Source organism: Actinacidiphila rubida (assembly GCF_900110255.1).
Taxonomy (GTDB): Bacteria; Actinomycetota; Actinomycetes; order Streptomycetales; family Streptomycetaceae; genus Actinacidiphila; species Actinacidiphila rubida.
Map to the genome: position 1 here is coordinate 113,561 of NZ_FODD01000025.1, position 25,508 is coordinate 139,068.

Sequence of the window (25,508 nt, forward strand, 5' to 3'; positions counted from 1 at the left end):
CCGACCGGACACATGCCAAAGGATGAGTCTACTGGCCTGCGGAGAGCCCGCTTCCTGGCAGGCGGCGGCGCCCGTCGGAGCGGTCCCGTTCCGGGTCCGGCGGCCGGTGGCGGCTCAGACCAGGTACGCGGGGGCCCCGACGGGCAGGATAAATCGGAACTCGGCGCCGCCGCCGGGGGCGCGGCCGACCGCGATGGTGCCGCCGTGGGCCTCGACGATGCCCTTGACGATGTACAGGCCGAGACCGGTGCCACCGCGCTTGCTGCCCCGCCAGAAGCGGGTGAAGACGCGGCTCATGGACTCCTCCGGAATGCCCGGGCCCTCGTCGCTGACGGTCACCGCGGTACCGGTGGACCGGTGCTCCCGCGGGGCCGACGAAGGCGCTAGGTCGATGGTGACAGTTCCGTCGCCGTGCCGCACCGCGTTTTCCAGCAGGTTCGCCAGCACCTGGTCGACCTTGTCCGGGTCGGCCCACAGTGCGGGCAGCGGACGGCTGACCCGGACCCGGAACCGGTCCGCGGACTGTCCCGCGGCGACGTGGCCTTCGACGTGGCGCCGCACGGCCGCCGCGATGTCCACCGGCTGGCGGCGCACCTCCAGCCGGCCCGAGTCGATCCGCGAGATGTCGAGGAGCTCGGCGATCAGCCGGGTCACCCGGTCGGCGTCGGCGTCGACGGTCTCCAGCATGAGCTTCTTCTGGTCGTCGGTGAACCGCTCCCACTTGGCGAGCAGGGTCGCGGTGAACCCTTTCACCGAGGTGAGCGGGGAGCGCAGCTCGTGGGCGACGGTGGCGATCAGCTCGGCGTGGCTGCGCTCGGTGCGGCGCCGCGCCTCGGTGCCGCGCAGGGTGACGACCAGCCGCAGCACGGGCCCGGTCGGTCGGTCGCGGACGTAGCGGGCGGCGACCAGCACCTCGCGCCCGCCGGGCAGCAGCAGGTTGCGCTCGGGGTGCCCGGAGCGGATGGCCAGGCCCGTGTACGGCCGGGTCAGCGTCCACCAGCGACGGCCCTCGAGGTCCTCCAGCGGCAGGACCTGCTCGACGGGGCGGCCCAGCACGTCGGCGGGACGCAGGGCGGTGATCCGGGCGGCCGCGGCGTTGAAGCACACCACGCGGCCGTTCGCGTCGGCGACCAGCAGGCCGTCGGGCAGGTCGTCGGGGTCGACGGGGACGGCGGGGACCACGGGGGCCGCGGGGTCGGCCGGGGCGCGGCTCGCGTCGGCGCCGAGGGGGCCGGCCGCGTCGAGGGGGCCGCGGGCACCTGGGGGCTCCGCGGCCCGGCCCGCGCGCGTGCCGCGTGTGCCGTTCTGCGGCATGACGTCCATGCCCGCCACCCCCCTCTCAGGGCACCAGGGCCGCCACCCTACTAGGTCGAGGTGACGCTGCGGCACCCTCCGGGCGCGCGCTGCGCCCGGGCGGAGGCGTAGAGGCAGACCGCGGCGGCCGTCGCCAGGTTGAGGCTCTCGGCGCGGCCGTGGATGGGGACGCGCACCACCGCGTCGGCGAGCGCCCTCGTCTCCTCGGGCAGGCCCCACGCCTCGTTGCCGAAGATCCAGGCGGTCGGCCCGCCCATCGCCCCCTCGTCGAGCTCCGCGTCCAGGTCGCGGTCGCCCGCGCCGTCCGCGGCGAGCACGCGCACGCCGGCGGCGCGCAGTCCGGCCACCGCGTCGGCGACCGGCACGCCGACCGCGACCGGCAGGTGGAACAGGCTGCCGGCCGAGGCCCGCACGGCCTTGGGGTTGTACAGGTCGACGGACGCGTCGGTGAGCACCACCGCGTCGGCGCCCGCCGCGTCGGCGCAGCGCAGCACGGTGCCGGCGTTGCCGGGGTCGCGGACGTGCGCGAGGACGGCGACCAGCCGCGGCCGGGCGGCGAGCACCTCGTCGAACGGCGTGTCGAGGAAGCGGCAGACGCCCACCAGGCCCTGCGGGGTGACGGTGTCGGAGATCTCCGCGATCACCTCGGGCGTGGCGGTGAGCACCGGCGCTCCGGCGGCGCGGGCCGCGGCCACCAGGTCGGCGTGCCGCTCGGCGGCCTCAGGGGTGGCGTAGAGCTCGATCAGGGTGCGCCCGGCATCGCCACCGGGGTGCGCGACCGCCTCCCGTACGGCCTGGGGTCCCTCGGCGAGGAACCGCCGCTCCTTCCCGCGGAAGCTGCGCTTGGCCAGCCGGTGCGCGGCGGTCACCCGCGCGGATCGCAGGGAGGTCAGCTCGGGGGTGGCCACGGAATGGATCACTCACTTCTCGGGGGCACGCCTCAGGGCGCTTCTCGGCCCCGGTGCTCGGGGTGCGTTCTCGGGGAGGTGCGGGGAGCACGCAGGGGCACTGGTCAGGTGCGGGAAGCACGCAGGGCGCACCGGTCGGGTGCGGTCCGCGCGTGACGGGTCGCAGCGGCTCGTACGGAACCGGCGCGACCGGCCGCGCACAGACCACGGGCCCGCGGAGGTGTCGTCGCACCCGCCGCGGGCCTGGGGTCGTCGCAGTGCGTGGGTCGCAGTGCGCGCCGGTGGGGCGTCACGCCGCCTTGGGGGCGTTCACGTCCGAGGGCAGCGCCTTCTGGGCGACCTCGACGAGCGCGGCGAACGCGTTCGCGTCGTTGACCGCCAGCTCGGCGAGGATCTTGCGGTCCACCTCGACGTTGGCGGCCTTCAGGCCCTGGATGAAGCGGTTGTAGGTGATGCCGTTGGCGCGGGCAGCGGCGTTGATCCGCTGGATCCACAGCTGACGGAAGTCGCCCTTGCGCTTCTTGCGGTCGTTGTAGTTGTAGACCAGGGAGTGGGTGACCTGCTCCTTGGCCTTGCGGTACAGGCGCGAACGCTGACCGCGGTAACCGCTGGCCTGCTCCAGGATCGCCCGGCGCTTCTTCTGGGCGTTGACTGCCCGCTTGACGCGTGCCACTTGATGACTCCTTCTAGGGGACCGCGGGTGTGCTCACGCGGTCCGAAAGCGAATGGGGTCCCGGATCGGGACGGCGCGCCCCGGGAGGGGCGCGGCGGTCACTTGCCGAGAAGCTTCTTGACCTTCTTGGCGTCCGCCGGGGCCACCTCGACCGTGCCGGTCAGCGCCCGCGTCTTGCTGGACGGCTTGTGCTCGAGCAGGTGGCGCTTGCCGGCGCGCTCGCGGAGCACCTTGCCGGAGCCGGTGATCTTGAAGCGCTTGCTCGTACCGCTGTGCGTCTTGTTCTTCGGCATGGCGCCGTGATCTCCTCGTCGCTGGCCCTCCCGTCCGCCGGTGGGCGTGCGGAGAGCGTCAGTCCTGCATTACCGACCCGGAGCCCGCCGGGCTCCGGGATGTCCTTCGTCTCAGCCGGCGTCGGCCGGCGGCTCGGCCGGTTCACCGGCCGGCGCCTCGCCGATCTCGCCCGTACGCTCGGCCTTGCGGGCGGCCTGGGCTTCGCGGGCCTCGGCCATCGCCTCGGTCTTCTTCTTGTGCGGACCGAGGACCATGATCATGTTGCGGCCGTCCTGCTTCGGGTTCGACTCGATGAACCCGAGGTCCGTGACGTCCTCCGCGAGGCGCTGCAGCAGCCGGTATCCGAGTTCCGGCCGGGACTGCTCGCGTCCACGGAACATGATCGTGATCTTGACCTTGTCGCCCTGCTTGAGGAACCGGACGACGTGACCCTTTTTGGTGTCGTAGTCGTGCGGGTCGATCTTCGGCCGGAGCTTCATCTCCTTGATGACCGTGTGCGCCTGGTTCTTGCGCGCCTCACGGGCCTTCATGGCCGACTCGTACTTGAACTTCCCGTAGTCCATGAGCTTGCACACGGGCGGACGGGCGTTCGCCGCGACCTCGACCAGGTCCAGGTCGTACTCCTGCGCAAGCTCCAGGGCTTTGGCAAGCGGCACGATGCCGACCTGCTCGCCGCTGGGACCGACAAGTCGCACCTCGGGAACGCGAATCCGGTCGTTGATGCGGGGCTCGGCGCTGATGGGGCCTCCTCGGTTGCACCACGCGGCTGACTGGCCGACAGCCGCGCTGAGTCTGTCTTCGTCCGACCCCGTACCCCGGGCGTGAAAAACGCCCCATACGGGACACAGGCGGGGCTCCTCACAACCGGGAGCACCGCCGCGTTATTCCGCGGGGCGCATCGGACGGTGGTGCATCAGCGGTGCTGAGCCGTACCGTCTGACCGGAACCCGTCGACCTGAACGGTCGACCAGGTGGGAGATCGGAGCCTCCACTTGAGGGTCGGACACACAGGTGCCCGACCGGTCGTTCACCCAGCATAGCAGCGTGGGGTCAAAGCCCGTAATCGGCCGGACGGGGCATATCGTGTGTCGCATGAGCGACGCACCCACCCCCGGCTTCGACGACCTGACCCGCGACATCGCGGACGTTCCCGCCGTGGAGGTGATCACCACCGTGGCCGTGCACCTGATGAGCGCCGCCGCGGTGAACCTGGGTCTGGCCGAGGAGGGCGCGGACCACAAGGACCTGGACGAGGCGCGCAAGCTCATCCAGGCACTGGCCGGGCTGGTGACCGCCAGCGCCACCGAGATCAGCTCGTTCCACGCCGCACCGCTGCGGGACGGCCTGAAGTCGCTGCAGCTGGCGTTCCGCGAGGCGTCGCTGGTGCCGGACGCTCCGGGTCAGGGTCCCGGCGAGAAGTTCACCGGTCCCGTCTACGGCTGAGCCGGCCCGGTCCCCGCACCGGCACCCCCGGCTGAGCCCCCGTCACCGCCCGGCCCCGCCCCGCCGCCGGCCTCGGCGCGCGTGAAGGCCTCCGCCTCCTCCGCCTCGATGGCCGCGGTGCGGGCCGCCCGCAGCGCGGTGAGCGCCGGGTGCGTCAGCTCGTGGACGACGGCCGCGAGCGCCCCGCCGGCCAGCGGGGCGATCAGGAACAGCCACACCTGCGTCAGCGCCGGACTCCCGGCGAACACCGCGGGCCCGAAGCTGCGCGCCGGGTTGACCCCGGTGCCGGTCAGCGGGATGCCGACCAGGTGGATGACGGCGAGCGCCAGGCCGATGGGCAGCCCGTCGAAGCCCACCACGGCGATCCGGTGCGTGACCGCGAGGAACACGAAGACCAGCAGGAAGGTCAGGAGCAGTTCGGCGACGAACGCGCCGAAGATGGAGATCCCGACCGCCGAGCGGTACCCGTAGCCGTTGGTGCCGAACGCGCCGTGCACCTTGAGCCCGGGCACCTGCTTGGCCACCAGCAGGAGCAGCGCGGCGCCGGCGATCCCGCCCAGCATCTGCGCGACCCAGTACTCCACCGCACGCCGCAGGTCGATCCGCCGTGCCACCAGCATGCCGAGCGTGACGGCGGGATTGACATGGCAGCCCGAGATCGGGCCGATCGTGTAGCACAGCGCCAGCAGCACGAAGCCGAAGGCCAGCGCGATCCCCAGGGTCCCGATGTACTCACCCGACAGCACCGCCGAGCCCACCCCGAAGAACACCAGCAGGAGGGTGCCGAGGAACTCGCAGGTGACGGTGCGCGTGTCCAGCGGGACGACGGTTCGCGTGTCCATCGGGCCTCCTCGTGATGATCAAGCCTGCCCCTGCATTGTGGGCCGGGCGCAACGACCGCACATCTTCTGCCAATCTCGCCCGAAACGGTCGAAATGCGGCGGATTGCGCGCACCGCGCGTCGCGGTCGCCGTCGTTTCCGTCGCCGACAGCGACACAGGCACAGGCACAGGCACCAGCACCGGCACCGGCACCAGCACCGATCGTCGAGTTGCGCCCTCGTGTGCCGCCCCCGGCGAAGAGTGCCGTGGCGGCGATGCGGTTGCGCCTGCGCGGACGCGGATCGCGGCGCGCGCGGTCAGCGGCAGGCGCGCGCGGTCAGCGGCGGGCGCGCGCGGTCAGCGGCGGGCGCGCGCGGTCAGCGGGAGAAGAGGAGGTCGCCGGGCACGGCGGCGCCCGGGGGCAGCAGCGCCAGGTCGAGGCCCTGGAGCAGGGCGGCGCGCAGGACCTCGTCGCCGGCGAGCGCGGCGGCGACGCCGCGCCCGGTGGCCTGGACGTCGGCGCCGGGGGCGAGTTCCAGCCCGAGGGTGCCGTCGCTGCCCGGGGCGCCGGCGACCAGGTGGGCCCGCGCGACGCCGGGCTGTGCCGCGACCGCGGCGCGCAGCGCCTCCCGGACGGCGGGGTCGTCCAGCGGGTCCGGCCGGTCGGGCCCGAGGGCGGCGGCGCGCAGCGCGGCCCCGGTCAGCTCGTAGACGACCGGGCCAGCCATGTCGACGAGCAGGGTGCCGGCCTTCTCGTGGGCCAGTGCCTGCAGCGCCTGGTGCAGCGGCACCGCCACCGGCCGCGCGTCCGCCCGCCAGCGGGCCAGCGCCTCGGTCGATGTGAAGGCCGGCAGGGCACGCCGGCCGTCGGGCGCCTGGATCACCGGCACCGCCATGTCGCTGCTCTTCTCGCGGCGCAGCCCGTCCTCGCCGGTCTCCGCCTCCCCCAGCACGGCCACGACCGGGACGAGCAGGCGGGCGCCGTGCAGTGCGGCCACCACGGCGGCGTCCGCCGCGGCCAGTTCGGCCTGGGCGGGCGCGCCGCCGCCGCTCCGCGCGCGGGCCTGCGCGTAGCCGGCGAGCGCGGCGGCCAGTGCCGGATCGGCGGAGCCGTCGTCGTCGGAGAAGCCGGGGTCCGGAATGTTCTTCAGCGCCACGTGGGAACCCTATCCGCCCGCTTCCCCGGCACCGGGCGGGGGCCCGGCGCCCCGGGCGGAACGCGCCGGGCGGGGCTCAGGCCGTGCGGCGGCGGAACCAGAGAAGTCCGGCCGCGACCACCAGCGCGGCACCGGCGGCCGCGCACGCGGCGGCGACACCGTCACCGAGGAGCTGTGCGTGGTCGGCGGGCGCGGGGGCCGGCGCGGGGCCCGGGGCGAAGTAGCGGGACGCGTAGGCGACAGGGACCGGGACGGCGGGCTGCGGCTTGAGCTTCCGCGCGGCGGCGAGGGCCGCGGCGGGGTCGATCAGGCCGGTGCCGACCTGGTCGTTGCGGCCGCCCTTCGGCCGGTGGCGGGTGGTGCTCTGCAGCACCTGCTTGATCTGGGCCGGGCTCAGCTTGGGGTAGGCGGAGCGGATCAGCGCGGCGGCGCCCGAGACGTACGCGGAAGCGGCGCTGGTGCCCCAGCCGGTGTAGTACGAGCGGTCGGGGTCGGCGATGACGACGTCCACGCCCGGCGCGGCGACCGACGCGTACCAGCGGCTGGTGGAGAACCCGGCGTGCACGCCGTTGCGGTCCACGGCGGCCACGGCGATGACGCCGGGGTAGGCCGCGGGGTAGGACGAGCGGTCGGCGGCCTCGCCGCCGTTGCCCGCGGACGCCACCACGACGACGCCCTTGCTCAGCGCGTAGCGGATCGCGTCGTCCTCGGCGGCGACCGGCGCGGCGGTGGCGCTGTCATCGCCGAGCGACAGATTGATGACGTCCGCGCCGTGGTCGACGGCCCAGCGGATGCCGTTGGGCAGCGCGTCGCCCCGGCTGGCGCGGGCCTTGGCGCGCTGCGGATCCTTGTCCTCCAGGATGACCCGCACCGGAAGGATGCGGGCCTTGGGGGCGATGCCCATGACGCCGGACCCGTCACCGTAGCCGTGGCCGTGCCCCGCGATGATCGCGGCCATGCCCGTGCCGTGGCGGGCCCAGGCGCTGTCGCCGCGCTTGGCGCCGAAGCCGACCTCGTCCTTGCCCGCGAGCACCTGCCCGGTCAGGTCGGGGTGGGTGGCGTCGACGCCGGTGTCCAGCACGGCGACGGTGACGCCGGCGCCCTGGCTGGTGCGCCACGCGGTCTGCGCGTGCAGCGCGTCGAGCGCCCAGTCCGCGTTGCGGACCGCGTCGGCCCCGGCGAGGCCGGGCGTGGCGACGGTGAGGGCCGCGGCGGCCGCGAGGGCCGCGAGCAGGCGGCGGGTCGGGGTCATCGGCTCTTCTCCGCGCCCGCGGGGGCGGTGGTCGGGGCGGTGGGGTGCAGCAGGGCGCCCACGGCGGAGTGCAGCCGGTCGTCGACGGCCGAGGCGAGGGCGGTGGCGTCGAAGCCGAGGCCGGCCTGCGCGGGCGCGCTGGTCGCTCCCTGCGCGTCCGCCTTGTCGGCGGGCTGCGGGGTGGAGACCGTCCGGCCGTCGGCGAAGCCGCTCACCGCGTAGACGACGAACGGCAGGTCGGCGGAGACCTGCACGGCCCAGCTGCCGCGCTGCCGGTCCCCGAACCCGGCGGCGGCCGTGCCGGGGAACGGCGCCGTCCTGGGCAGCAGGTCGGTGCGGTCGCCGAGGTTCTGGGTGGTCCAGCGCTGGTTGAGCGCGGACATGTCCTTCGCCTCACCGGAGGCGACGAGCAGGCCGACCGTGGTCACCGTCGAGGACGTGCTGTCCACGTAGGTGGCGCGCATCAGGCGGGCGCAGCCGACGGGCGCCAGCACCTTCTGCAGCAGCGGGTCGAAGGCGGCGGCGCAGCCCGCGGGCCGGGACACGCCGATCCGCGTCCACGAGCGGTCGGCACCGCCCGGGCCGGCTCCGGACTGCGCGAGGGTCGGCGGGAACAGCTGGTCGACGGGCACCTCGTGCCACACGGTCCGCGCCCGGGCGAACGCCTCGGGGCTGCCGTCGGCGACCGCCGCGGCGGCCCGGGAACCGTGGTTGAGGACGGCTCCCGCGGTGGCGCCGCCGATCAGCCCGAGGCCCAGCACGAGGGCCGTGGCGGCCAACACCTTGCCGCGGGCGGGGCGGCGCGGCGCCTCGGGCGCGGCGGTGGGCGGGCCGGGGTGGGGGGCGGAGTAGGTCCCGGTGTAGGCGCCGCCGGCCGGCGGCCGCGCCAGGCCGAAGTCCGGCCACACCGGTTCGTCGTCGGCGCTCGCGCCGGGGACGGTGCCGGGGGCGGCGCCCGTGCCGGTCCCCATGCCCGCGGCCGGCCGGAACGGCGGCGGCGCGGGGGCTGCGGCCCAGCCGGACTGCGGGGGGACGGAGGGCGCGGCCGGCGGCGGCGGGGGCGCCGCCGCGGCGTACCGCGGCGGGGCCGCCGGCGCGGCGGGCGGTGTCGCGGGAGAGGCGGGCGGGCGGGGCGGCCGCGGAACACCCGCGGGACGCGGCGGGGCTGTGGGCGGCAGCGGTCCGGCGGCGGGCGGGGCCGGGGACGGTCCGGCGGCGGGCGGCCGCGGGGGCTGCGGCGGCACCGGGGGCGGCACCTGCCCGGCGGCGGGTTCGGGGCCGTCCTGCGCGGCGTCGGGGCCCGCACCGGGCGCGGCCGGTGCGGCCGGCGGCACCGAGGGCGCGGCGGGCGGGGGCGCCGGGGACCGCGGTATCGGCGGGGTGGGGCCGTCGGCGGCCGCCTCGTCCGCGGCGGGGGTGCCGGCGGGGCGCCGGGGATGCAGCGTGGGGAACGGGGAGGGCGGGGTCTGTCCGTTGTCCACTCCGGTGCTCACCCGGCGCTCCCTCGTGACCTGTACGTACGTGCGCTGCTTCCGCGTCACTCTACGGGGTCGGCGGGGGCCGCGGAGCCCACCGGGGCGGCAGGTGCTCGTCAACTCCGGTGCCGGTTCGGGCATCTCACGCATCCCGCGCACCCCTACCGCCGGGTAGGCGACTCTGGCAGGCTTCCGCCATGTCCGATCGTGCAGCCGACCGGGCCCGGTACGACCGGGCCACCGCGCATCTCGACGCCCCGCTGGCGCTCGTGGACCTCGACGCGTTCGACGCGAACGCCGCCGACCTGGTCCGCCGGGCCGGTGGCAAGCCGATCCGCGTCGCCTCGAAGTCCGTGCGCTGCCGCGCGCTCCTGGAGCGCGTCCTGGCCCGTGACGGCTTCGAGGGCGTGATGTCCTTCACGCTCGCGGAGTCGCTGTGGCTGGCCCGGGCCGGCCTCGACGACGTGCTGCTGGCCTACCCGTCGGCCGACCGGGCCGCGTACGCCGAGCTGGCCGCCGACCCGAAACTCGCCGCCGCGGTGACCGTCATGGTCGACGACCCCGCGCAGCTCGACCTGATCGACGCGGCCCGCGACGGTGGCACCGAGACGATCCGGATCGCCCTCGAACTGGACACGTCGCTGCGGAAGTTGGCCGGGCGGCTGCGGATAGGCGCGCTGCGCTCCCCGCTGCACGCGCCGGAACGGCTGGCCGAGGTCGCGGGCGCGGTGGCACGGCGGCCGGGCTTCCGGCTGGTCGGCCTCATGGGGTACGAGGGGCACATCGCGGGCGTGGGCGACGCGCTGGCCGGGCGGCGGGCCCGCTCGCTGGCGATCCGCCTGATGCAGTCCGCGGCCCGCAGGGAGCTGGCGGCGCGGCGCGCCGCGGCGGTCCGGGCGGTGCGCGAGGTCGTGCCGGACCTGGAGTTCGTCAACGGCGGCGGCACGGGCAGCGTGCAGCACACCGCCGCGGAGGACGCGGTCACCGAGATCGCGGCCGGCTCCGGCCTGTACGTGCCGCGGCTCTTCGACAACTACACCGCGTTCAGCGGCCGCCCGGCGGCCCTGTTCGCGCTGCCGGTGGTGCGGCGCCCCGGGGTGGGCGTCGTGACGGTGCTGGGCGGCGGGTACCCCGCGTCGGGTGCGGCCGGAAAGGACCGCCTGCCGCAGCCGTACCTCCCGGAGGGCCTGCGGTACGACGCGCAGGAGGGGGCCGGCGAGGTGCAGACGCCGCTGCTGGGCTCGCCCGCGGACGACCTGCTGATCGGCGACAAGGTGTGGTTCCGGCACGCCAAGGCCGGTGAACTGTGCGAGCGCTTCGCGGAGTTGCACCTGGTCGAGGGCGACCGGATCACCGGGTCCGTGCCGACGTACCGCGGCGAGGGCAAGACGTTCCTCTAGGGCCTGTCGAGACGGACCCGAGCCCCCGGCCGTACGGGTACGGGTCCCCGCCACTCGGGAGTGGCGGGGGCCCGGGGCGGCGGGGTGGGGCGGTCAGACGCCGGTGCCGCTCTGGCCGCCGGAGCTGTCGGCCTTGATGCCGGCGGTGATGGTGTCCATGTCCGCCGGCTTCGGCGCGTCGGAGCTGATGTCGAAGCCGAAGCGGACGACGACGAGCTTGCCGTTGCCGGAGGGCGACGGGAAGGCCAGCGACTCGACGTAGCCGTCCGTGCCGGACTTGGTGCTGATCTTCCACCGGACCAGGTAGCCCTGCTGTCCCGCGACGGTGACGGACCGGGACGCGACCTCGCTGTGCGAGGTGGTCGCGCCGTAGGTGTCGGAGCTGTAGGCGTTGGCGGCATTGGGGGCGATGTCCGCCTTCGCGGCCGCCTCGGCGGTCTTGGCGGACAGCTTCAGTGCCTCGGCCGGCGCGGCGAAGGCGCCGCCGCGCACGCAGCTCTGCGAGGAGTCGCCGGGGCAGGGGTAGCCACCGGTCGTCACGTTCGCGCCGACGCCGCTCTGGCCGGCGGCGCCCTGCCAGCCGTCGAGCACCGGCAGGCTGATGCCGTCGTAGGCGTCGACGGCCTTGCTGGCGTCCCCGCCCTGGCCGCCGTCCTGGCCGCCGGCGCCGCCGGGACCCGTGGGGGTCTGGCCGGGCGACCGCGGGGTGAGGCCCTTGCCCTGGTCCTGGGGGGCGCTCGTGGCGGACGTGGGCGAGGAGGCGTCGTCCTTCTTGCCGTTCGAGCCGAGGACGATGATGCCCGCGACGACACCGCCGATCACGACGAGCGCCGCGATGATCGCGAGCACGACGGTGCCGGGCCTGCGCCCGCGGCCGCCCTGCGGGTCACCGGACGGGTACGGGTACGGGTAGCCGTACGCGCCAGGCTGCTGCGGGACGTCCGGCGCTGGTGCGGTCCGGGTGTACTCGGTCCACGCGCTCCCGTCCCACCAGCGTTCCATGGCCGGGCCGTTGCCTGTGTGCCCGGGTTCTGGATACCAGCCGGGCGGGGTCGTCGTCGTCACGGCGGTCACCCTATGGCCCGAGCATGAGAATCCCGTAAGCGCCTGGTCACGATTCGGGCGGCAGCCCTGGAACGGAACGGTGTCCGGGGGTGCCCGGCGCGCCGCGGTTCAGCCCCGGGTGAGCGCGAGGAGGTCGCGGGCGGGACCGGTGGGGCGGTGGCCGGCCGGCCACACGGCGCGCAGCGAGCGGGTCAGGACGAGGTCCGGGGCGAGCGGCACGGCGGCGAGGCGCCCGGTGCCCAGCTCCTCCTCGACGGCCAGTTCGCTGAGCACGGCGGGGCCGGCGCCGCTGACCGTGGCGGCCTTGACGGCGGTGGTCGAGGAGAGTTCCAGCAGCGGCGCGGCCGGTCCGGAGTGCGGGGCCAGGGCGGCGTCGAGGACCTGGCGGGTGCCGGAGCCGGACTCGCGCAGGATCAACGGGGTGGCGGCGAGTTCGGCCGCGGGCAGCGGCAGCCGCCGGCGCGCCCAGGGGTGGTGGGCCGCGGTGACGACGAGCAGGCGGTCGTGGCCGATCACCGCGGAGTCCAGGCCGGTCGGCACGTCGAGTCCTTCGACGAAGCCGAGGTCCGCCTCGCCCTCCAGCACCTGCTGGGCGACGGCCGTCGAGTTGCCCGCGGCCAGCGACACCGCGGTGCCGGGCCGCCGCCCGTGCAGGGCGATCAGCCAGCCGGGCATCAGGTACTCGGCGACGGTCATGCTGGCGGCGACCCGCAGCCGCGAGTCGCGGCGGCCGCGCAGCGCCCGCGCCCCCACGTCGAACGCCTCCGCGGCCTCGACCACGCGCCGGGCCCAGACGCTGACCAGCGCGCCCTCGTCGGTGAGCCGGGAACCGCTGGGCGAGCGCCGCACGAGGGCCACGCCGAGCTGCGTCTCCAGCGCGCGCAGCCGCCCGCTGGCCGCGGGCTGGCTGATGCCGAGCTCCCGCGCGGCCCGGCCGAGGCTGCCCAGGCGGGCGACGGCCAGTAGCAGCTCCATCGCCCCGAGGTCGGGAACCCGGTGCGCGAGGGGCGCGGCGGGCTCCCCGTGCGGTTCGGTGGCGCTGCTCATAACCCCAGCTTATGTGCCGATAGCCGGGCGGCCCCTACCGGCCGGGGACGGCCTCGGCGAGGGTCGGGGTATGGCTGTCGTGAGTGCTCCGTCCCCGTCCCTGTCCGCTCCGGGGGCCCCGTCCCCGTCCGTGCCGGTGGGCCGGCGGGGTCTCACGCTGCGCCAGGTGGGGCCCAACTGGTACGCCACCGTGATGGGCACCGCGATCGTCGGCAACGCCGGGGTGGCGCTGCCCGGCAGCCCGCCGTGGCTGCGGGACGCCTGCTCGGTGGTGTGGGTGCTGTCGGTGGTGCTGCTCGCCGGAGTGCTGGGGGCGCGCGCGCTGCGCTGGATCCGCCACCCGGCGGCGGCCCGCGGCGATCTGCTGGACCCGGCGGTCGCGCCGTTCTTCGGCTGCCTGCCGATGGCCCTGCTGGCGGTCGGCGCGGGAGCACTGTCCTGCGGGCGGACGGTGATCGGCGAGCCGGCCGCGACCGGTCTGGACGCGGTGCTGTGGGGGGCCGGCTCCGTGCTCGCGCTGCTGGTCGCGGCGGGCGTGCCGTATCTGATGGTGACCCGGCACCGGATCGGCGCGGACGACGCGTCGCCGGTGTGGCTGCTGCCGATCGTGGCGCCGATGGTGGCGGCGGCGCTCGGCCCTGCGCTGGTGGCGCATCTGCCGGCCGGCGACGTACAGGGCCGCGAGGCGCTGCTGCTGGGGTGCCTGGCGATGTTCGGGATGAGCCTGCTGGCGACGCTCACGCTGCTGCCTCTGGTGTGGGGGCGGTTGCTGCGCACCGGGCCGCTGCCGGTGGCGCTGACCCCGGCGCTGTTCCTGGTGCTCGGCCCGCTGGGCCAGTCCACGACGGCGGCCGGGAACGTCGCCGACGCGGCGCCGGGCAGCGTGCCCGGGCCCTACGCGGCGGCGCTGCGCGGCTTCGCCGTCCTGTACGGCGTCCCGGTGATGGGCTTCGCCCTGCTGTGGCTCGCGATCGCGCTCGCCCTGGTGGTCAGGGCGGCCCGCAACGGCATGGGGTTCTCCATGACCTGGTGGGCGTTCACCTTCCCGGTCGGCACCTGCGTCACCGGCGCCGCGGGCCTGGCCCGCCACACCGGCCTGCACGCGCTGACCTGGCTGGCGGTCGCGCTGTACGCGGCGCTGGCCGCCGCCTGGCTGGCCGCCGCGGCGGGCACGGTGCGGGCGAGCGTGGCCCGGCCCGCCTGACGCCTCCGGCTCGGACGGCGCCGGGCCGGACGGCGCCGGGCCGGCAGGTCAACGGTCCGAAAGGTCAACGGTCCGGAAGGTCAACGGTCCGAAAGGTCAACGGTCCGGAAGGTCAACGGCCGCGCGGCGGCAGCGGGTCTGCGAGGGCGGCGAGCAGGGCCGCGGGGGCCCGCACGAGGGAGGGCCCGTACCAGGTGAGGTAACGGCCGTCGACGAGAGCCGCGGGGAGGCCGGGGAACGCCTCGGGGCCGTCGTCCGCGGTGAAGCGGTACGGCTCGTCGGGGAGGACCGCGAGGTCGGCGCCGGTCAGCGCGGCGGGGTCGAAGCGGGGGTAGCGCTCGGGGTCCCCGGCGAAGGCGTGGTCCACGCCCAGCCGCGCGAGGACGTCCCCGGCGAACGTGTCGCGGCCCAGCGCCATCCAGGGCCGCCGCCACACGGGCACCACGGCCGTGCGCCGCGGGGACACCGGCCGGACCGCGCGCCAGGCGGCCTCGGCCTCGTCCAGCCACAGCGGCCTGGCGACGCCGCACCCGCCGACGAGGACGCGCTCCAGTTCGCGGAACGCCCGTGGCAGCGAGCGCACTTCGGTGACCAGGACGCGCAGCCCGGCGGCGCGCAGTTCCGCCAGGTCGGCGGGGCGGTTCTCCTCCTCGTTGGCGATCACGAGATCGGGTGCGAGCGCCGCGACCGCGGCGACGTCGGGGTTCTTGGTGCCGCCGATCCGGGCCACGTCCAGGTCCGCGGGGTGGGTGCACCAGTCGGTGGCGCCCACGAGCAGGCCGGGCGCGGTCGCGGCGACCGCCTCGGTGAGCGAGGGCACGAGGCTGACGAGGCGCCGCACGGGCGCCGGACTCTTCGCGGTCACCGGCCCACGGTACGGCGGGCTGTCGGCGGGGCGTGCCATGCTGGCGCCGTGCCGGACGAGGGGATCACACGACGATGACCGAGGCGACCGAGGGCAGGCCCGGCGGGCTGCTGCTGCTCGACACCGCGAGCCTGTACTTCCGCGCGTACTTCGGCGTGCCCGAGTCCGTGCGGGCGCCCGACGGCACGCCGGTCAACGCGGTGCGCGGGCTGCTGGACTTCATCGCCCGGCTGGTCGCCGACCACTCCCCCGCCGCGCTGGTGGCGTGCATGGACGCCGACTGGCGCCCGCAGTGGCGGGTGGACCTGATCCCGTCGTACAAGTCGCACCGGGTCGTCGCCGAGACCGAGGGCGTCGAGGAGGTGCCCGACACCCTGTCGCCGCAGGTGCCGGTGATCGAGGCGGTGCTCGACGCGATCGGCCTGACCCGCCTGGGCGCCGCCGGGTACGAGGCCGACGACGTGATCGGCACGCTCGCCTCGGCCGCCGCGGGGCCGGTGGCGATCGTGACCGGCGACCGCGACCTGTTCCAGCTGGTCGACGACGCGCGGGGGGTGCGCGTGCTGTACCCGCGCAAGGGCGTGGGCGACTGCGACGTGGTCGACGAGGAGCTGATCGCGTCGCGGTACGGGGTGCGGGCGGACCAGTACGCGGACTTCGCGGCGCTGCGCGGCGACCCGAGCGACGGCCTGCCCGGTGTGAAGGGCATCGGCGAGAAGACCGCCGCCCAGCTGGTCACCGAGTACGGGGACCTGGCGGGGGTGCGGGCGGCGGCCGCGGACCCGTTCTCCAAGCTGACGCCGGCCCGGCGGCGCAACATCACCGAGGCGGCCGGGTATCTCGACGTGGCGCCCGCGGTGGTGCGGGTCGCGCGGGACGTGCCGCTGCCGGCGTTCGACGCGGCGCTCCCCACCGAGCCGGCCGACCCCGGGCTGCTGGAGCAGCTCGCCGAGCGCTGGGGCCTCGGCGGCTCGCTCACCCGGCTCCTCGACACCCTGGCCGCGGCCGGCTGAGTCCGGACCCCGCCCTCAGGGCGCCTGGTCGCCGTCCGCCCGGAGGGCGGGGCCCTCGGCGTCCGCCACTCCCGAGGGAACAGGCGTGGCGGACACCGAGGGCGGTCGGGAGGGCCCGGGCGGCGCTCAGGCCGCCGGGGCCGGCTCGGCGGGCGCCTTCTCGGGGGACGACGCGGCACCGTCGGCGTCATCGGCGCCCCGGCGCAGCCGCGGGAGGTGGAGCAGCAGGCCGGAGGCGAGGCCGAGCGCGCCCAGCACCCACCACACGTGGTGGAAGGCGTCCACGGCGGTGGCCGGCGTCGGCGTGCCGAGGACCGCCACGAAGACGCTGATGCCGAGGACCGCGCCGAGCTGCCGGAAGCTGGCGTTGATCGCCGAACCGACGGCGAGCCGCGCGGGCGGCAGCGACTGGACGGCGGCGCCCGACTGCACGGGCAGCGTCAGGCCGATGCCGAGACCGATGATCAGCGACGCGGGCAGGAAGCCCGTCACCCAGTGCGGGTGACCGCCGGCGCCCACCGCGAGCAGCACCAGGCCGACGGTCCAGCACGCCGCACCGGCCGAGAGCACCCGCTTGGGCCCGTAGGTGTGGCCGAGCCGGCTCGCGGTGCGGGCGACCGCGGTGACGACCAGGGGCGACGGCGCGCTGGCCAGGGCGGCGCGCAGTACCGAGTACCCCCACACCGTCTGCAGGAAGAGGATGTTGGCGAGCAGCATCCCGTAGAAGGCCGAGGAGAACAGCAGCGACGACGCGTTGACCACGCGGAACTGCCGGACGCGGAAGAGCGCCAGGTCCATCACGGGGTGGGCGGCGGCGCGGGTGCGCAGCAGGAACACCGGCAGCAGCAGGGCGCCGACGGCGAACGCGGCGATGACGCGCGGGTCGGACCAGCCCCACGAGGGGCCCTCGATGATGGCCAGGCTCAGCGCGGCGGGGACCGCCGCGACCAGCACCACGCCCACCGGGTCGGGCAGGCCCTCGGCGTGCTGCTCGCGTGCCTCGCGCAGCAGGCGCAGGCCCACGACCAGGACCAGGGCGCAGACCGGCACGTTGACCAGGAAGATCCAGCGCCACGAGGCGTACTGCGTGAGCAGGGCGCCGGTGGTGGGGCCGAGCGCGGCGGCGGCCGCCGCCATCGCGCCCCAGGTGCCGATCGCCATCGGGCGCCGGGCGGCCGGGAACTCGGGCAGCACCAGGGCGAGCGAGGTCGGCGTGACGAGGGCGGCGAAGGCCGCCTGCAGGGCCCGGGCGCCGATCAGCGCGCCCGCGCTCGGCGCGATGCCGCACAGCGCGCTCGTCACGGCGAACCCGGTGATGCCGGTCAGGAACACCCGCTTGCGGCCGTAGCGGTCGGCGAGCCGTCCGGCCGGTATGAGGACGGCGGCGAACACCAGGCTGTAGGCGTTCAGCACCCAGGCCAGGTGCCCGGTGGTGGTGTGGAACCCGTGGCTGATGGTCGCGAAGGCGACGTTGACGATCGTGGTGTCGAGGAACACCACGAAGACGCCGAGGCTGCTGAGGGCGAGGACGCGCAGGGCGTGCCGCCGGGCGGCCGGCGAGTCGTGCGCGTCCGCGGCCGAGCCGGCGGCAGCGGCGGCGGGCGTCCGCTCCGGGATGGTCATGGTGCCCCTCGGTGATGTGTGCGCGGTGCGCGGGACCGCGCCTTCGGGATGGGGTGCGCGCGCTCGGGGTGCGCGCGGTCCGACGGCGGAGTGTGTTGTGATTTCCTACCGACTCGACCGACTGTAGCGGCGGTGAGTAGGAGAACACAACTGACCGCGAGCTAGGCTGGGGGCATGGACGGCAGCACGGCAGGGGCGCGGACCGCGGAAGCGGCGGACGCCCCTCAGACGGCGGAAGCGCCACGCGGACCGGGACGGGACGCAGGATCGGAAGCGGCCGCGAGTGCGGGTGCGGCGGCGGGTACGGGTGCCGTGGACGCGGTGGGGAGGGGCGGCGGTGCGCCGCTGCCGCCGATGGCGGCGATGCCGCTCGCACCCCGGCCCTGCTCGATCGCGGCGGCCCTGGACATCCTCGGCGAGCGGTGGTCGCTGCTGGCGCTGCGCGAGATGGGCTACGGCGTGCACCGCTTCGCGAAGATCGCCGGCTACACGGGCGCGTCCCGGGACATCCTCGCCGACCGCCTGCGCAAGCTCGAGGACGCCGGGGTCGTCGAGCGCCGGCAGTACAGCGAGCACCCGCCGCGCTACGAGTACCACCTGACCCGGTCCGGCCAGGAGCTCTTCCCGGTCCTGATGGCCCTGCGCGCCTGGGGTGACCGCTGGGCGGTGGACTCCCCCGCGCTCGACCTGCGTCACACCTGCGGGGAGACCGTCGACGTCGCCCTCCACTGCGCCCACTGCGGCGACCCGGTCACCCGCGAGTCCCTGACCCCGGTGCGGCCGCGGTAGCGGTCACCGGCCTCCGGCCCCGGACATGACCGAAGCGGCTGCCGGGGCCCGGGCCGGGCCCGGGCAGCCGCCGGGGTCGGGCTGCGCGGTCAGGCGTCGCGGTCAGCGGTGCCGTCGAGGAACACCGGGATCTGCTGCCAGCCGAAGGCGATGAAGGAGGGGACCTGCTTCAGGGTGCCCGGGTCGGCGGCGAGGGCGAGGTGCTCGAAGCGGGAGAAGAGGGCGGGGAGCGCGGTCAGGGCCTCGGCGCGGGCGAGCGGGGCGCCGATGCAGCGGTGGACGCCGATGCCGAAGGCCAGGTGGTCGTCGGCGGCCCGCATCGCGTTGAACTCGGCGGCGTCGTCACCGTAGTGCGCGGGGTCGAGGTTGGCGGCCGCATAGGTGGTGACGAGCGCGTCGCCCGCCGGGATCACGACGTCGCCGATGGCGATGTCCTCGACGGCGAACCGCAAGGGGAGCGACGCGATCGACGGGTGGACGCGCAGCGTCTCGTCCACCACCGCGTCCCAGCCGACCGTACCGGCGCGGACGGCGGCCAGCTGCTCGGGGTGGCCGAGCAGCGCCACCACCGCGTTGCCGATCAGGTTGACGGTGGTCTCGAAGCCGGCGCCGATCACCAGCAGCAGGGTGAACAGCAGCTCCTCGTCGCTGAGCCGGTCGCCGTCCTCGTCGCGGACCCGGATCAGCTCGGTGGTCATGTCGTCGCCCGGGTGCTCGGCCCGGTAGCCGATCAGCGCGGGCAGCACCGTGCCGATCTGCTCCTGGACGAACGCGCCGTGCTCGGGACTGGGGTCGGAGGTGTCCATGATCGCGGCGATCAGGGTGCCGACGGACTCCACCAAGTCGTCGGGCACGCCGAACAGTTCGCAGATCATCCGCATGGGCAGCGGGTACGCGAGCGCGGCCCGCAGGTCGACGGGCGCGCCGGGGGCCGCCGCGCCGGCCGCCTCCAGGGCGTCCAGCAGTCCGGCGGTGATCGCCTCGACGCGCGGCCGCATCGCCTCGGTGCGGCGGGCGGTGAAGCTGGGGGCGACCAGCCTGCGCAGCCGGGTGTGGTCCTCGCCGTACGTGGACAGCATGTTGACCACGCCGACCCAGCCGAGGATCCAGCCCCAGGACGGGTTCTCCGCGACCTGCGGCCACAACGACCAGTGCCGGCGCGGGTCCTTGCTGACCCGGGGGTCGAGGATCAGCGACTTCAGGGTGTCGTAACCGGTCGGCGCCCAGGCGGGGATGCCGCCCGGCAGGTCGACCGGCACGACCGGGCCGAGCGCCCGCAGCCGGGCGCTCTCCGCCGGGATGTCGTCGCCGAACGGATCGATGGCCAGACGGGTGGAGGTGGTCATGGGCGCTCTCCGGACTGGTCGGGGGTGCGAGGGGTGAAGCGGACGGGCAGGGCGGTCAGCGAACGGTGGAACGGGCCGGGGCGCCAGGCGAGTGCGTCGCGTGGGACGACCGGCTCCAGGTCGGGAAGCCACTGGGTGAGCCGCTCGACGGCCTCGGTGGCGATCAGCAGGGTGTGGTGCTTGACCGGGCAGGCGTGCTCGCCCGCCGACCAGGACAGGTGCGAGGCGTCGCTGGGGTGGTGCGCCGCGCCGAACTCCCGCTCGCCGAAGTGCCCGAGGGCGCCGTAGGAGATGACGACGGGCACCGCGGCCTGCACCCACACGCCGTGGAAGCTCACCGACTCGCGGGCGTAGTGGATGCCGTAGTTCGACAACGGCGTCTCGTAGCGCAGCACTTCGGTGACCGCGTCCGTGATCGGCCTGGAGCCGCTGGTCAGCGTCGAGTAGAAGTCGGGGTTGCCGATGACCCGGGACAGCACGTTGGAGACGAGGTTCGCGGTCGGCTCGTGGCCCGCGCCCAGGGTGAGGAACACCTGCCAGGTGACCTCCTCGGCGGTGAGCTCCACCGGGTGGTCCAGCAGCCAGCTGGTGATGTCGGGCCCGCGCCGCTCGGACTTCGCGGCGATCAGGTCCAGCACGTACGCGCCGAACTCCGCCTCGCCCTCGGCCGCTTGGGCGCCGCCCTCCATCATCTTGCCGAGGCCCGCCTCCAGCCGGCCGCTCTCGCTGTCGGGCAGCCCGAACAGGTCGTTGAAGACCAGCGACATCAGCGGCCGGGCGAACCCGGAGACGAGGTCCGCCTCGCCCGCCGGACCGAACCTGCCGACCAGCAGATCCACCGCGCGGTGCACCCGCTCGCGCAGGTCGTGCGGCTCGACCAGGTCGAACGCGTCGACGAACGCCCTGCGGTACCGGACGTGCGCCTCGCCGTCGGAGAACAGGGTGTTGGGCCGCCAGCGCATCATGCCGAGGATCGGCGCGTCCTCGGCGACGGTCGTCTCCCAGGGCCGCGGGTCGTGCGACCACGTCGCGTCGTCGTGCAGCAGGTCGAGCGCGGCCTGCCGGTCGGTCACGACGTAGGCCGGGACGCCCGGGGCGAGTTCGGCCCAGCCCAGCGGCCCCTGTGCCCGCAGCGCCTCGTAGTAGTGGTGCGGATCGGCGCCGAACCCGTCCTCCCACAGCCGCACCGGCGTGGACAGCGTGAACGCCTCGGCGGGCGCGGGGTAGGCGGGTTTCGGACTGGGCGGCGGGGAGGTCGAGGGGTTCACGAGGGGCTCCGGACGGGGAATCGGCGAGGGTGGGGACCGGCCGGGGGCCGGAACGCGGCGGCACGGCGGCCGGCGCGGCGGCGCCCGGCCGGCTCACGTGCCCGCGCTGCGGTCGATGAGGTGCTGCACGAGCGCGAGCAGGGCGTCGATGGAGGAGTTGGTCTCCCGGGCGTCGCACGCCACCATCGGCGTACCGGGCTCCAGGTCGAGGGCCGCGCGCAGCTGGTCCTCGGTGTAACTGCGGGAGTCGGGGAACGTGTTGAGCGCGACCGCGTACGGCAGGCCGGTCTCCTCGACGAGCCCGAGGACGTCGAAGGAGTCGTCGATGCGCCGGGTGTCGACCAGGACCAGGGCCCCGAGCGCCCCGTAGGCGATGTCGTCCCACAGCGAGCGGAACCGTTCCTGCCCGGGGGTGCCGAACAGGTAGAGCACGACCCCGCCGGGCAGGCTGATGCGGCCGAAGTCGATGGCGACGGTGGTGGTCGTCTTGTCCCGCACCCCGGCGAGGTCGTCCACGGCGACCGACGCCTCGGTGAGCTGCTCCTCGGTGTGCAGCGGCGTGATCTCGGAGACCGAGTCGATCAGCGTGGTCTTGCCCACGCCGAAGGGCCCGGCGACGAGGATCTTGACCAGTTCGCGTGCGGTGTCCGGCAGGTGCGGGCCGCTGCCCGGCTGGCGCAGACCGCTAGTGCTTGAGGGCGCGGAGGCCATCGGCCACTCTCTTCAGCAGGTCGGGATCGGGCGGTTCGGCCGCGGGCACCGGCGGTCGCGAGGTGACCAGGCCGCGGTCGGTCAGCTCCGCGGCCAGCACCCGGATCGCCGACACCGGCAGTCTGAGCAGCGCCGCGCTCTCCACGACGGTCAGCGAGCCGTCGCCGAGCACGTCGAGCAGCGCGTGCTGCGCCGCGGGAAGTCCCTGCGGCACGGGCTGGTCCGTGGCGGCGAGCACGGACAGCCGCTCGAGGCTGCCGCGGCGCGGCGTGGCCACGCCGCCGGTGGACAGGTACGCGGGGACCAGCGGGCGGCCGGTCCGGCGGGCGGTCATGCCGGAGCGCCGCCATCGGCTCCGCGGGGCGCGGCGGTCATGGTCTTCTCGCCGAGGCGGGCGACCTGCGAGTGGACCCGGTGGGCGAGCAGGTCGAGACGCACCTCGGGGTCGCCGAAGGCGGCCACGCAGGTGCCGTGGGCGGTCGGCGCGACCAGGATGTAGCCGTGGTCGGACTCGATGACGACCTGGCGGACCTGGGCGTCGTCCTTGTCCGCGAACGCCGCGGCCGCCGTGCGGCAGGCGCCCTGCACGGTGCTGATGATCGCGGCGGTCCGCTCCGCGGTCGGCTGGGACAGCGCCTCGGTGTAGCCGGAGACCAGTCCGTCCCGGGTGAGCAGGACGGCGGCCTTGACGTGCGGGATCTCCAGGATCGGATCGAGCACCCAGGCCGTGTCGCCGGTGTCGCGGCTGGTCATCTCGGGTCGCTCCCTTCGGTGTCGGCTTCGGATCGGGCAGCGGCGGTGCCGGCCTGGAGGGCGCCGAGCGCTGCGGCGGCCTCTTCGGGGGTGCGGGCGGGGGCCGCCGGGGCGGAGGGGGCGCCGCCCGCGTCGGTGCTGCGGTTGCGGCGGCGCCGCTGGGGCAGGGCGTCGCCCTCGGAGGCGTCGCCCGGGGCGGAGGACACGGATTCGGCGTCGACGGCGGCCCGGGCGTCGCGGGGGGCGGGGGCGTCGCGGAGGTCGCGGTCGTCGCGGAGGTCGCGGTCGTCGATGTCCTGGCGGGGGCCGGCGTCCGCCGCGGGGCCGAGGTCGTCACCGGCCCGGTCCGCGTCGTGCCCGGCGGAAGGGGCGGGCGCGCCGGGGGCGTCCTCGCGGCCGTCGTGTGCGTCGTGGCCGGCCGGGGCGTGCGCCGCGGCGCCGACGGGCGCGCCCGTCTCGTGCGTGAGGGTCCGGGCGCCGGCCGCGGGCTCGGCGGGCGCGGCCCCGCGTGCGTGCGCGGTGCGCTGCTCGGGGATCTGCACGGCGGCACGGGTGGGGCGCGGCGTGGCGGCGGCCGGCGGCTGCTCGGCCGGGTCGATGTGGCTGAGCAGGTGGTTCCTGATCAGGAGGACGGCGCGGACGCCGCCGTAGGGCGACGGCGAGGAGAGGTCCACCGACAGGTCGAAGCGCCGGGTCAGCTGGCCGATGGCGGCCAGGCCCATCCGCGGCGGGTCGCCGAGCTCCGACAGCAGGATCGGCTCCGTGCCGCCCACCATGCGCTGGGCCCGGGCCCGTTCGTCCGCCGCCATGCCGACGCCGTAGTCGTCGACGGTGACCGCGACGCCGTGCGGGACGCGTTCGAGGTTGACGACGACGTCGGTGTCGGGCGCGGAGTGGCGCAGCGCGTTGTCGAGCAGTTCGGCGACGATGATCGCCACCGGCTCGACCGCGTGCGAGACCAGCGCGGTGCCCGCCTCCAGGTGGTGGTGCACCTTGACGCGGTGGTAGCCGACGAGCCGGGCCTGGCCGCCGGTGACCGCCTCGACCAGGTGCGACTCCTCGCGGGCCAGCCCCACCCAGGCGCCGCACACCACGGCGGTGACCTGGGCGCGGCGCAGCGACTGCTCGTTCTCGTGGTCGAGGGCGAAGAGCACCTCGGCCAGTTCGGGGTCGTCGTACTGCCGCTGCAGGCCGCGCAGCACGTCCTGGAGGCGGTAGAGGCCGGCCTGGATGTCGCGGGTGGCGCCGCGCATCCCGGCGCGGGCCGCCGCGTCGACGCGCTTGCGCTCCTGGGCCATGGCGGTCAGCACCGCGGCCTGCGCCTCGTCGAGCGCGTCGCCCAGCGGGGTGCCGTCGATCGCCGCGCCGAGGGGGCCCGGCACCTTCACGTGCGGGTGGGCGGAGGCGGTCGCCGCCGCGGGGACGCGCTGCCGGGCGAGATGGACGACCTCGGCGGCGACGGCCGCGGCGGTACGCGCGCGTTCGGTCCTGGCGTCCGCCAACTCCGCGCGCCCGAGGTCGAGTTCCCGGCGTTCGGTGTCGAGCGCGGCGGTCAGGGACGCGATCTCCCCGGCCTGCCGCGCGCCGCGGCGGCGCAGCCGCAGCAGGGCGCCCCCGAGGGCGAACGCCGCCAGGGTCCCGGCGGCCAGGCAGCCGAGGACCAGGTCCGGAATCTCGATCATCGAATCGGCCTCAGAGGGTCCATGCGGGTGAAGGGTGTCGGCCCGCCTTGCGGCGGACCCGCCCAGTACACACCGCACGGGACCGCTTGCGCCGGTGTTTTGCGCGAAGATCCTTTTAATTGTGGGAACTTGAGGACGACATCTGACCCGAACTGTCTGCCGGTGAACCGATCCTCCCCCGTTTCGCCACCGCACTCGGGCGACCGCGGGAGCACGGCCGCGACCCGCGCGGCGCGGCCGCGGACTCCCCGCCCCGACGGCTCTCGTGCGCACCCAGGTCACCCGCTATACATGGCGTGTATAGAGGCTGTGTACAGTGGGCGGGCCCGCGGCCCGCGGGCACAGCGGACTCACAGCCTGGAGGTTGGCCATGCCCCGAACGACGTCAGGATCGACGTCCCGAGCGACATCTCGCTCGACGGGGGGCGCCCGGCGCGGCGGCGTGCCGGCGATGGCCGCCGCGGTCGCGTTGGCGCTGGGGCTGACCGGCTGCACCCGCTACGACACGGTGTCCCCGAAGGACGCCCGGGACGCGGCATACGCGGCGGCGGCGGACGCCGGGAGCAGTGACGGCGGTCAGGGCACGGCGGGTTCGGGCGGCGGCACGGGCGCGGCGGGCGGCGGGCACAAGGGCGCCCTCGCCCCCGGCGCGGTCGACTGCCGCGTCGCCAAGTGCATCGCGCTCACCTTCGACGCCGGCCCGAGCGCGAACACGCCCGCGCTGCTGAAGGTGCTGCGGGAGAAGAAGGTCCGGGTCACGTTCTTCCTGCTCGGCCACAACCACGTCGACACGTACCCCGACCTGGTACGGCAGATGGGCCAGGGCGGCAACGTGCTGGGCAACCACACCTGGACGCACCGGCGGCTCACCGATCTCGACCCCGCCGAGATCCGCAGCGAACTCGACCGGCTGGACACGGCGGTCGAGAAGCTGACCGGAACCCGGCCGACCCTCATGCGCCCGCCGCAGGGCCGTACCAGCGACAAGGTCTCGAAGGTGTGCAGGGAACTCGGCCTCTCCGAGGTGCTGTGGAACGACACGGCGTCCGACTACGCCACCACCGACAGCGCGTTGATACACCGGCGGATACTCAAGGACGCCCACCGCGACGGCATCATCCTGCTCCACGACCTCTACCGGGGGACGGTCCCGGCCGTGCCCGGGATCATCGACGCGCTCCGTGCGCAGGGGTACACGTTCGTGACCGTCCCCGAACTGCTGGCCCCCGCGACGCCGGAACCGGGCAAGGTCTACCGCCCGTAGATGGGTCCGCAGGGACCAGGGCCGGGCGCACCCGCCCGGGCGCTCCACGCAGGGAGTGACGGGTGAGCCGGCCACCGGGCTGACCGGCGGCCGGCTCACACTCCCACACTGCGCGCGACCGGGCTGGAGTGAGCGGACCCG

The 25,508-nt window shown here is 75.4% G+C and carries 25 protein-coding genes; 6 read left to right on the forward strand and 19 right to left on the reverse strand.

Going from position 1 to position 25,508, the window contains the following annotated elements; translation table 11 throughout:
* Window positions 1–114: 114 nt before the first annotated feature.
* The 5 genes from BMW99_RS24525 to infC form a co-directional block, all read right to left on the reverse strand.
* On the reverse strand, window positions 115–1,314 hold the full coding sequence (locus BMW99_RS24525) for a sensor histidine kinase (RefSeq protein WP_079176169.1): 1,200 nt from the start codon (window positions 1,312–1,314) through the stop codon (window positions 115–117).
* 50 nt (window positions 1,315–1,364) lie between these two features.
* Complete coding sequence (locus BMW99_RS24530) at window positions 1,365–2,222, reverse strand: TrmH family RNA methyltransferase (RefSeq protein ID WP_075017548.1); 858 nt, start codon at window positions 2,220–2,222, stop codon at window positions 1,365–1,367.
* A gap of 289 nt (window positions 2,223–2,511) precedes the next feature.
* Window positions 2,512–2,895, reverse strand: coding sequence for a 50S ribosomal protein L20 (gene rplT, locus BMW99_RS24535; protein WP_018564305.1), 384 nt, complete (start codon window positions 2,893–2,895; stop codon window positions 2,512–2,514).
* Between the two features lie 98 nt (window positions 2,896–2,993).
* Window positions 2,994–3,188 carry a 50S ribosomal protein L35 gene (rpmI, locus tag BMW99_RS24540; RefSeq protein ID WP_069466421.1) on the reverse strand — a complete coding sequence of 65 codons (195 nt, stop codon included), beginning with the start codon at window positions 3,186–3,188 and terminating at the stop codon, window positions 2,994–2,996.
* 111 nt (window positions 3,189–3,299) lie between these two features.
* On the reverse strand, window positions 3,300–3,929 hold the full coding sequence (gene infC, locus BMW99_RS24545) for a translation initiation factor IF-3 (RefSeq protein ID WP_075017549.1): 630 nt from the start codon (window positions 3,927–3,929) through the stop codon (window positions 3,300–3,302).
* Window positions 3,930–4,281: 352 nt separating this feature from the next.
* On the opposite strand from infC, the gene BMW99_RS24550 reads away from it, so the two are divergent.
* Window positions 4,282–4,632 carry a DUF1844 domain-containing protein gene (locus tag BMW99_RS24550; RefSeq protein ID WP_069466419.1) on the forward strand — a complete coding sequence of 117 codons (351 nt, stop codon included), beginning with the start codon at window positions 4,282–4,284 and terminating at the stop codon, window positions 4,630–4,632.
* Here the strand turns inward: BMW99_RS24550 and BMW99_RS24555 are convergent.
* The 4 genes from BMW99_RS24555 to BMW99_RS42235 form a co-directional block, all read right to left on the reverse strand.
* Window positions 4,623–5,474 carry an MIP family channel protein gene (locus BMW99_RS24555; RefSeq protein ID WP_079176165.1) on the reverse strand — a complete coding sequence of 284 codons (852 nt, stop codon included), beginning with the start codon at window positions 5,472–5,474 and terminating at the stop codon, window positions 4,623–4,625. The two genes, BMW99_RS24550 and BMW99_RS24555, sit on opposite strands and share 10 nt — an antisense overlap.
* A 356-nt stretch (window positions 5,475–5,830) precedes the next feature.
* Entirely contained in the window at window positions 5,831–6,610 is a 780-nt protein-coding gene (locus tag BMW99_RS24560) for an SseB family protein (protein WP_075017550.1), read from the reverse strand.
* A 76-nt stretch (window positions 6,611–6,686) separates the two neighbouring features.
* The gene (gene mycP / locus BMW99_RS24565) at window positions 6,687–7,862 is read right to left on the reverse strand and encodes a type VII secretion-associated serine protease mycosin (protein WP_075017551.1); all 1,176 of its coding nucleotides are present in this window, start codon (window positions 7,860–7,862) and stop codon (window positions 6,687–6,689) included.
* Window positions 7,859–9,355, reverse strand: a complete 1,497-nt coding sequence (locus BMW99_RS42235) for a hypothetical protein (RefSeq protein ID WP_245791606.1) — start codon at window positions 9,353–9,355, stop codon at window positions 7,859–7,861. The genes mycP and BMW99_RS42235 overlap by 4 nt, the downstream gene beginning before the upstream one ends.
* A 179-nt stretch (window positions 9,356–9,534) precedes the next feature.
* On the opposite strand from BMW99_RS42235, the gene BMW99_RS24575 reads away from it, so the two are divergent.
* A complete protein-coding gene (locus tag BMW99_RS24575) occupies window positions 9,535–10,737 on the forward strand; it encodes an amino acid deaminase/aldolase (RefSeq protein ID WP_069467656.1) in 1,203 nt (400 codons plus the stop codon).
* A 93-nt stretch (window positions 10,738–10,830) separates the two neighbouring features.
* Here BMW99_RS24575 and BMW99_RS24580 read toward each other — a convergent pair whose 3' ends face one another.
* Both BMW99_RS24580 and BMW99_RS24585 read right to left on the reverse strand, forming a co-directional pair.
* A complete protein-coding gene (locus BMW99_RS24580; RefSeq protein ID WP_075017567.1) occupies window positions 10,831–11,802 on the reverse strand; it encodes a DUF2510 domain-containing protein in 972 nt (323 codons plus the stop codon).
* Between the two features lie 108 nt (window positions 11,803–11,910).
* Window positions 11,911–12,849, reverse strand: coding sequence for a LysR family transcriptional regulator (locus BMW99_RS24585; RefSeq protein ID WP_075017552.1), 939 nt, complete (start codon window positions 12,847–12,849; stop codon window positions 11,911–11,913).
* A gap of 70 nt (window positions 12,850–12,919) precedes the next feature.
* Between BMW99_RS24585 and BMW99_RS24590 the strand changes: the two genes are divergently transcribed.
* Entirely contained in the window at window positions 12,920–14,053 is a 1,134-nt protein-coding gene (locus BMW99_RS24590; protein WP_079138944.1) for a TDT family transporter, read from the forward strand.
* Window positions 14,054–14,165: 112 nt separating this feature from the next.
* On the opposite strand, the gene BMW99_RS24595 is transcribed toward BMW99_RS24590, so the two are convergent.
* On the reverse strand, window positions 14,166–14,918 hold the full coding sequence (locus BMW99_RS24595) for a helical backbone metal receptor (protein ID WP_245791607.1): 753 nt from the start codon (window positions 14,916–14,918) through the stop codon (window positions 14,166–14,168).
* A 74-nt stretch (window positions 14,919–14,992) separates the two neighbouring features.
* On the opposite strand from BMW99_RS24595, the gene BMW99_RS24600 reads away from it, so the two are divergent.
* Window positions 14,993–15,931 carry a 5'-3' exonuclease gene (locus BMW99_RS24600; protein WP_079138945.1) on the forward strand — a complete coding sequence of 313 codons (939 nt, stop codon included), beginning with the start codon at window positions 14,993–14,995 and terminating at the stop codon, window positions 15,929–15,931.
* Between the two features lie 126 nt (window positions 15,932–16,057).
* Here BMW99_RS24600 and BMW99_RS24605 read toward each other — a convergent pair whose 3' ends face one another.
* Entirely contained in the window at window positions 16,058–17,554 is a 1,497-nt protein-coding gene (locus BMW99_RS24605) for an MFS transporter (RefSeq protein ID WP_079176166.1), read from the reverse strand.
* Between the two features lie 363 nt (window positions 17,555–17,917).
* On the opposite strand from BMW99_RS24605, the gene BMW99_RS24610 reads away from it, so the two are divergent.
* Window positions 17,918–18,343 (forward strand): winged helix-turn-helix transcriptional regulator, encoded by a 426-nt coding sequence (locus BMW99_RS24610; protein WP_107451732.1) that lies wholly within the window; start codon window positions 17,918–17,920, stop codon window positions 18,341–18,343.
* An 89-nt stretch (window positions 18,344–18,432) separates the two neighbouring features.
* Here the strand turns inward: BMW99_RS24610 and BMW99_RS24615 are convergent, their stop codons facing one another.
* From BMW99_RS24615 to BMW99_RS24640, 6 genes are all read right to left on the reverse strand, one after another.
* Window positions 18,433–19,689, reverse strand: a complete 1,257-nt coding sequence (locus tag BMW99_RS24615) for a cytochrome P450 family protein (protein ID WP_069466687.1) — start codon at window positions 19,687–19,689, stop codon at window positions 18,433–18,435.
* Window positions 19,686–20,888 (reverse strand): cytochrome P450 family protein, encoded by a 1,203-nt coding sequence (locus BMW99_RS24620; RefSeq protein WP_107485410.1) that lies wholly within the window; start codon window positions 20,886–20,888, stop codon window positions 19,686–19,688. Before BMW99_RS24620 ends, BMW99_RS24615 begins: the two co-directional genes overlap by 4 nt.
* Before the next feature lie 162 nt (window positions 20,889–21,050).
* Window positions 21,051–21,668 carry a GTP-binding protein gene (locus tag BMW99_RS24625; protein ID WP_075017554.1) on the reverse strand — a complete coding sequence of 206 codons (618 nt, stop codon included), beginning with the start codon at window positions 21,666–21,668 and terminating at the stop codon, window positions 21,051–21,053.
* A complete protein-coding gene (locus tag BMW99_RS24630) occupies window positions 21,643–22,002 on the reverse strand; it encodes a DUF742 domain-containing protein (RefSeq protein WP_075017555.1) in 360 nt (119 codons plus the stop codon). Before BMW99_RS24630 ends, BMW99_RS24625 begins: the two co-directional genes overlap by 26 nt.
* Window positions 21,999–22,421 (reverse strand): roadblock/LC7 domain-containing protein, encoded by a 423-nt coding sequence (locus BMW99_RS24635; protein ID WP_075017556.1) that lies wholly within the window; start codon window positions 22,419–22,421, stop codon window positions 21,999–22,001. Before BMW99_RS24635 ends, BMW99_RS24630 begins: the two co-directional genes overlap by 4 nt.
* The gene (locus BMW99_RS24640; protein ID WP_245791608.1) at window positions 22,418–24,103 is read right to left on the reverse strand and encodes an ATP-binding protein; all 1,686 of its coding nucleotides are present in this window, start codon (window positions 24,101–24,103) and stop codon (window positions 22,418–22,420) included. The genes BMW99_RS24635 and BMW99_RS24640 overlap by 4 nt, the downstream gene beginning before the upstream one ends.
* Before the next feature lie 451 nt (window positions 24,104–24,554).
* Between BMW99_RS24640 and BMW99_RS24645 the strand changes: the two genes are divergently transcribed.
* Window positions 24,555–25,367 (forward strand): polysaccharide deacetylase family protein, encoded by an 813-nt coding sequence (locus BMW99_RS24645; RefSeq protein WP_069462101.1) that lies wholly within the window; start codon window positions 24,555–24,557, stop codon window positions 25,365–25,367.
* Window positions 25,368–25,508 lie beyond the last annotated feature (141 nt).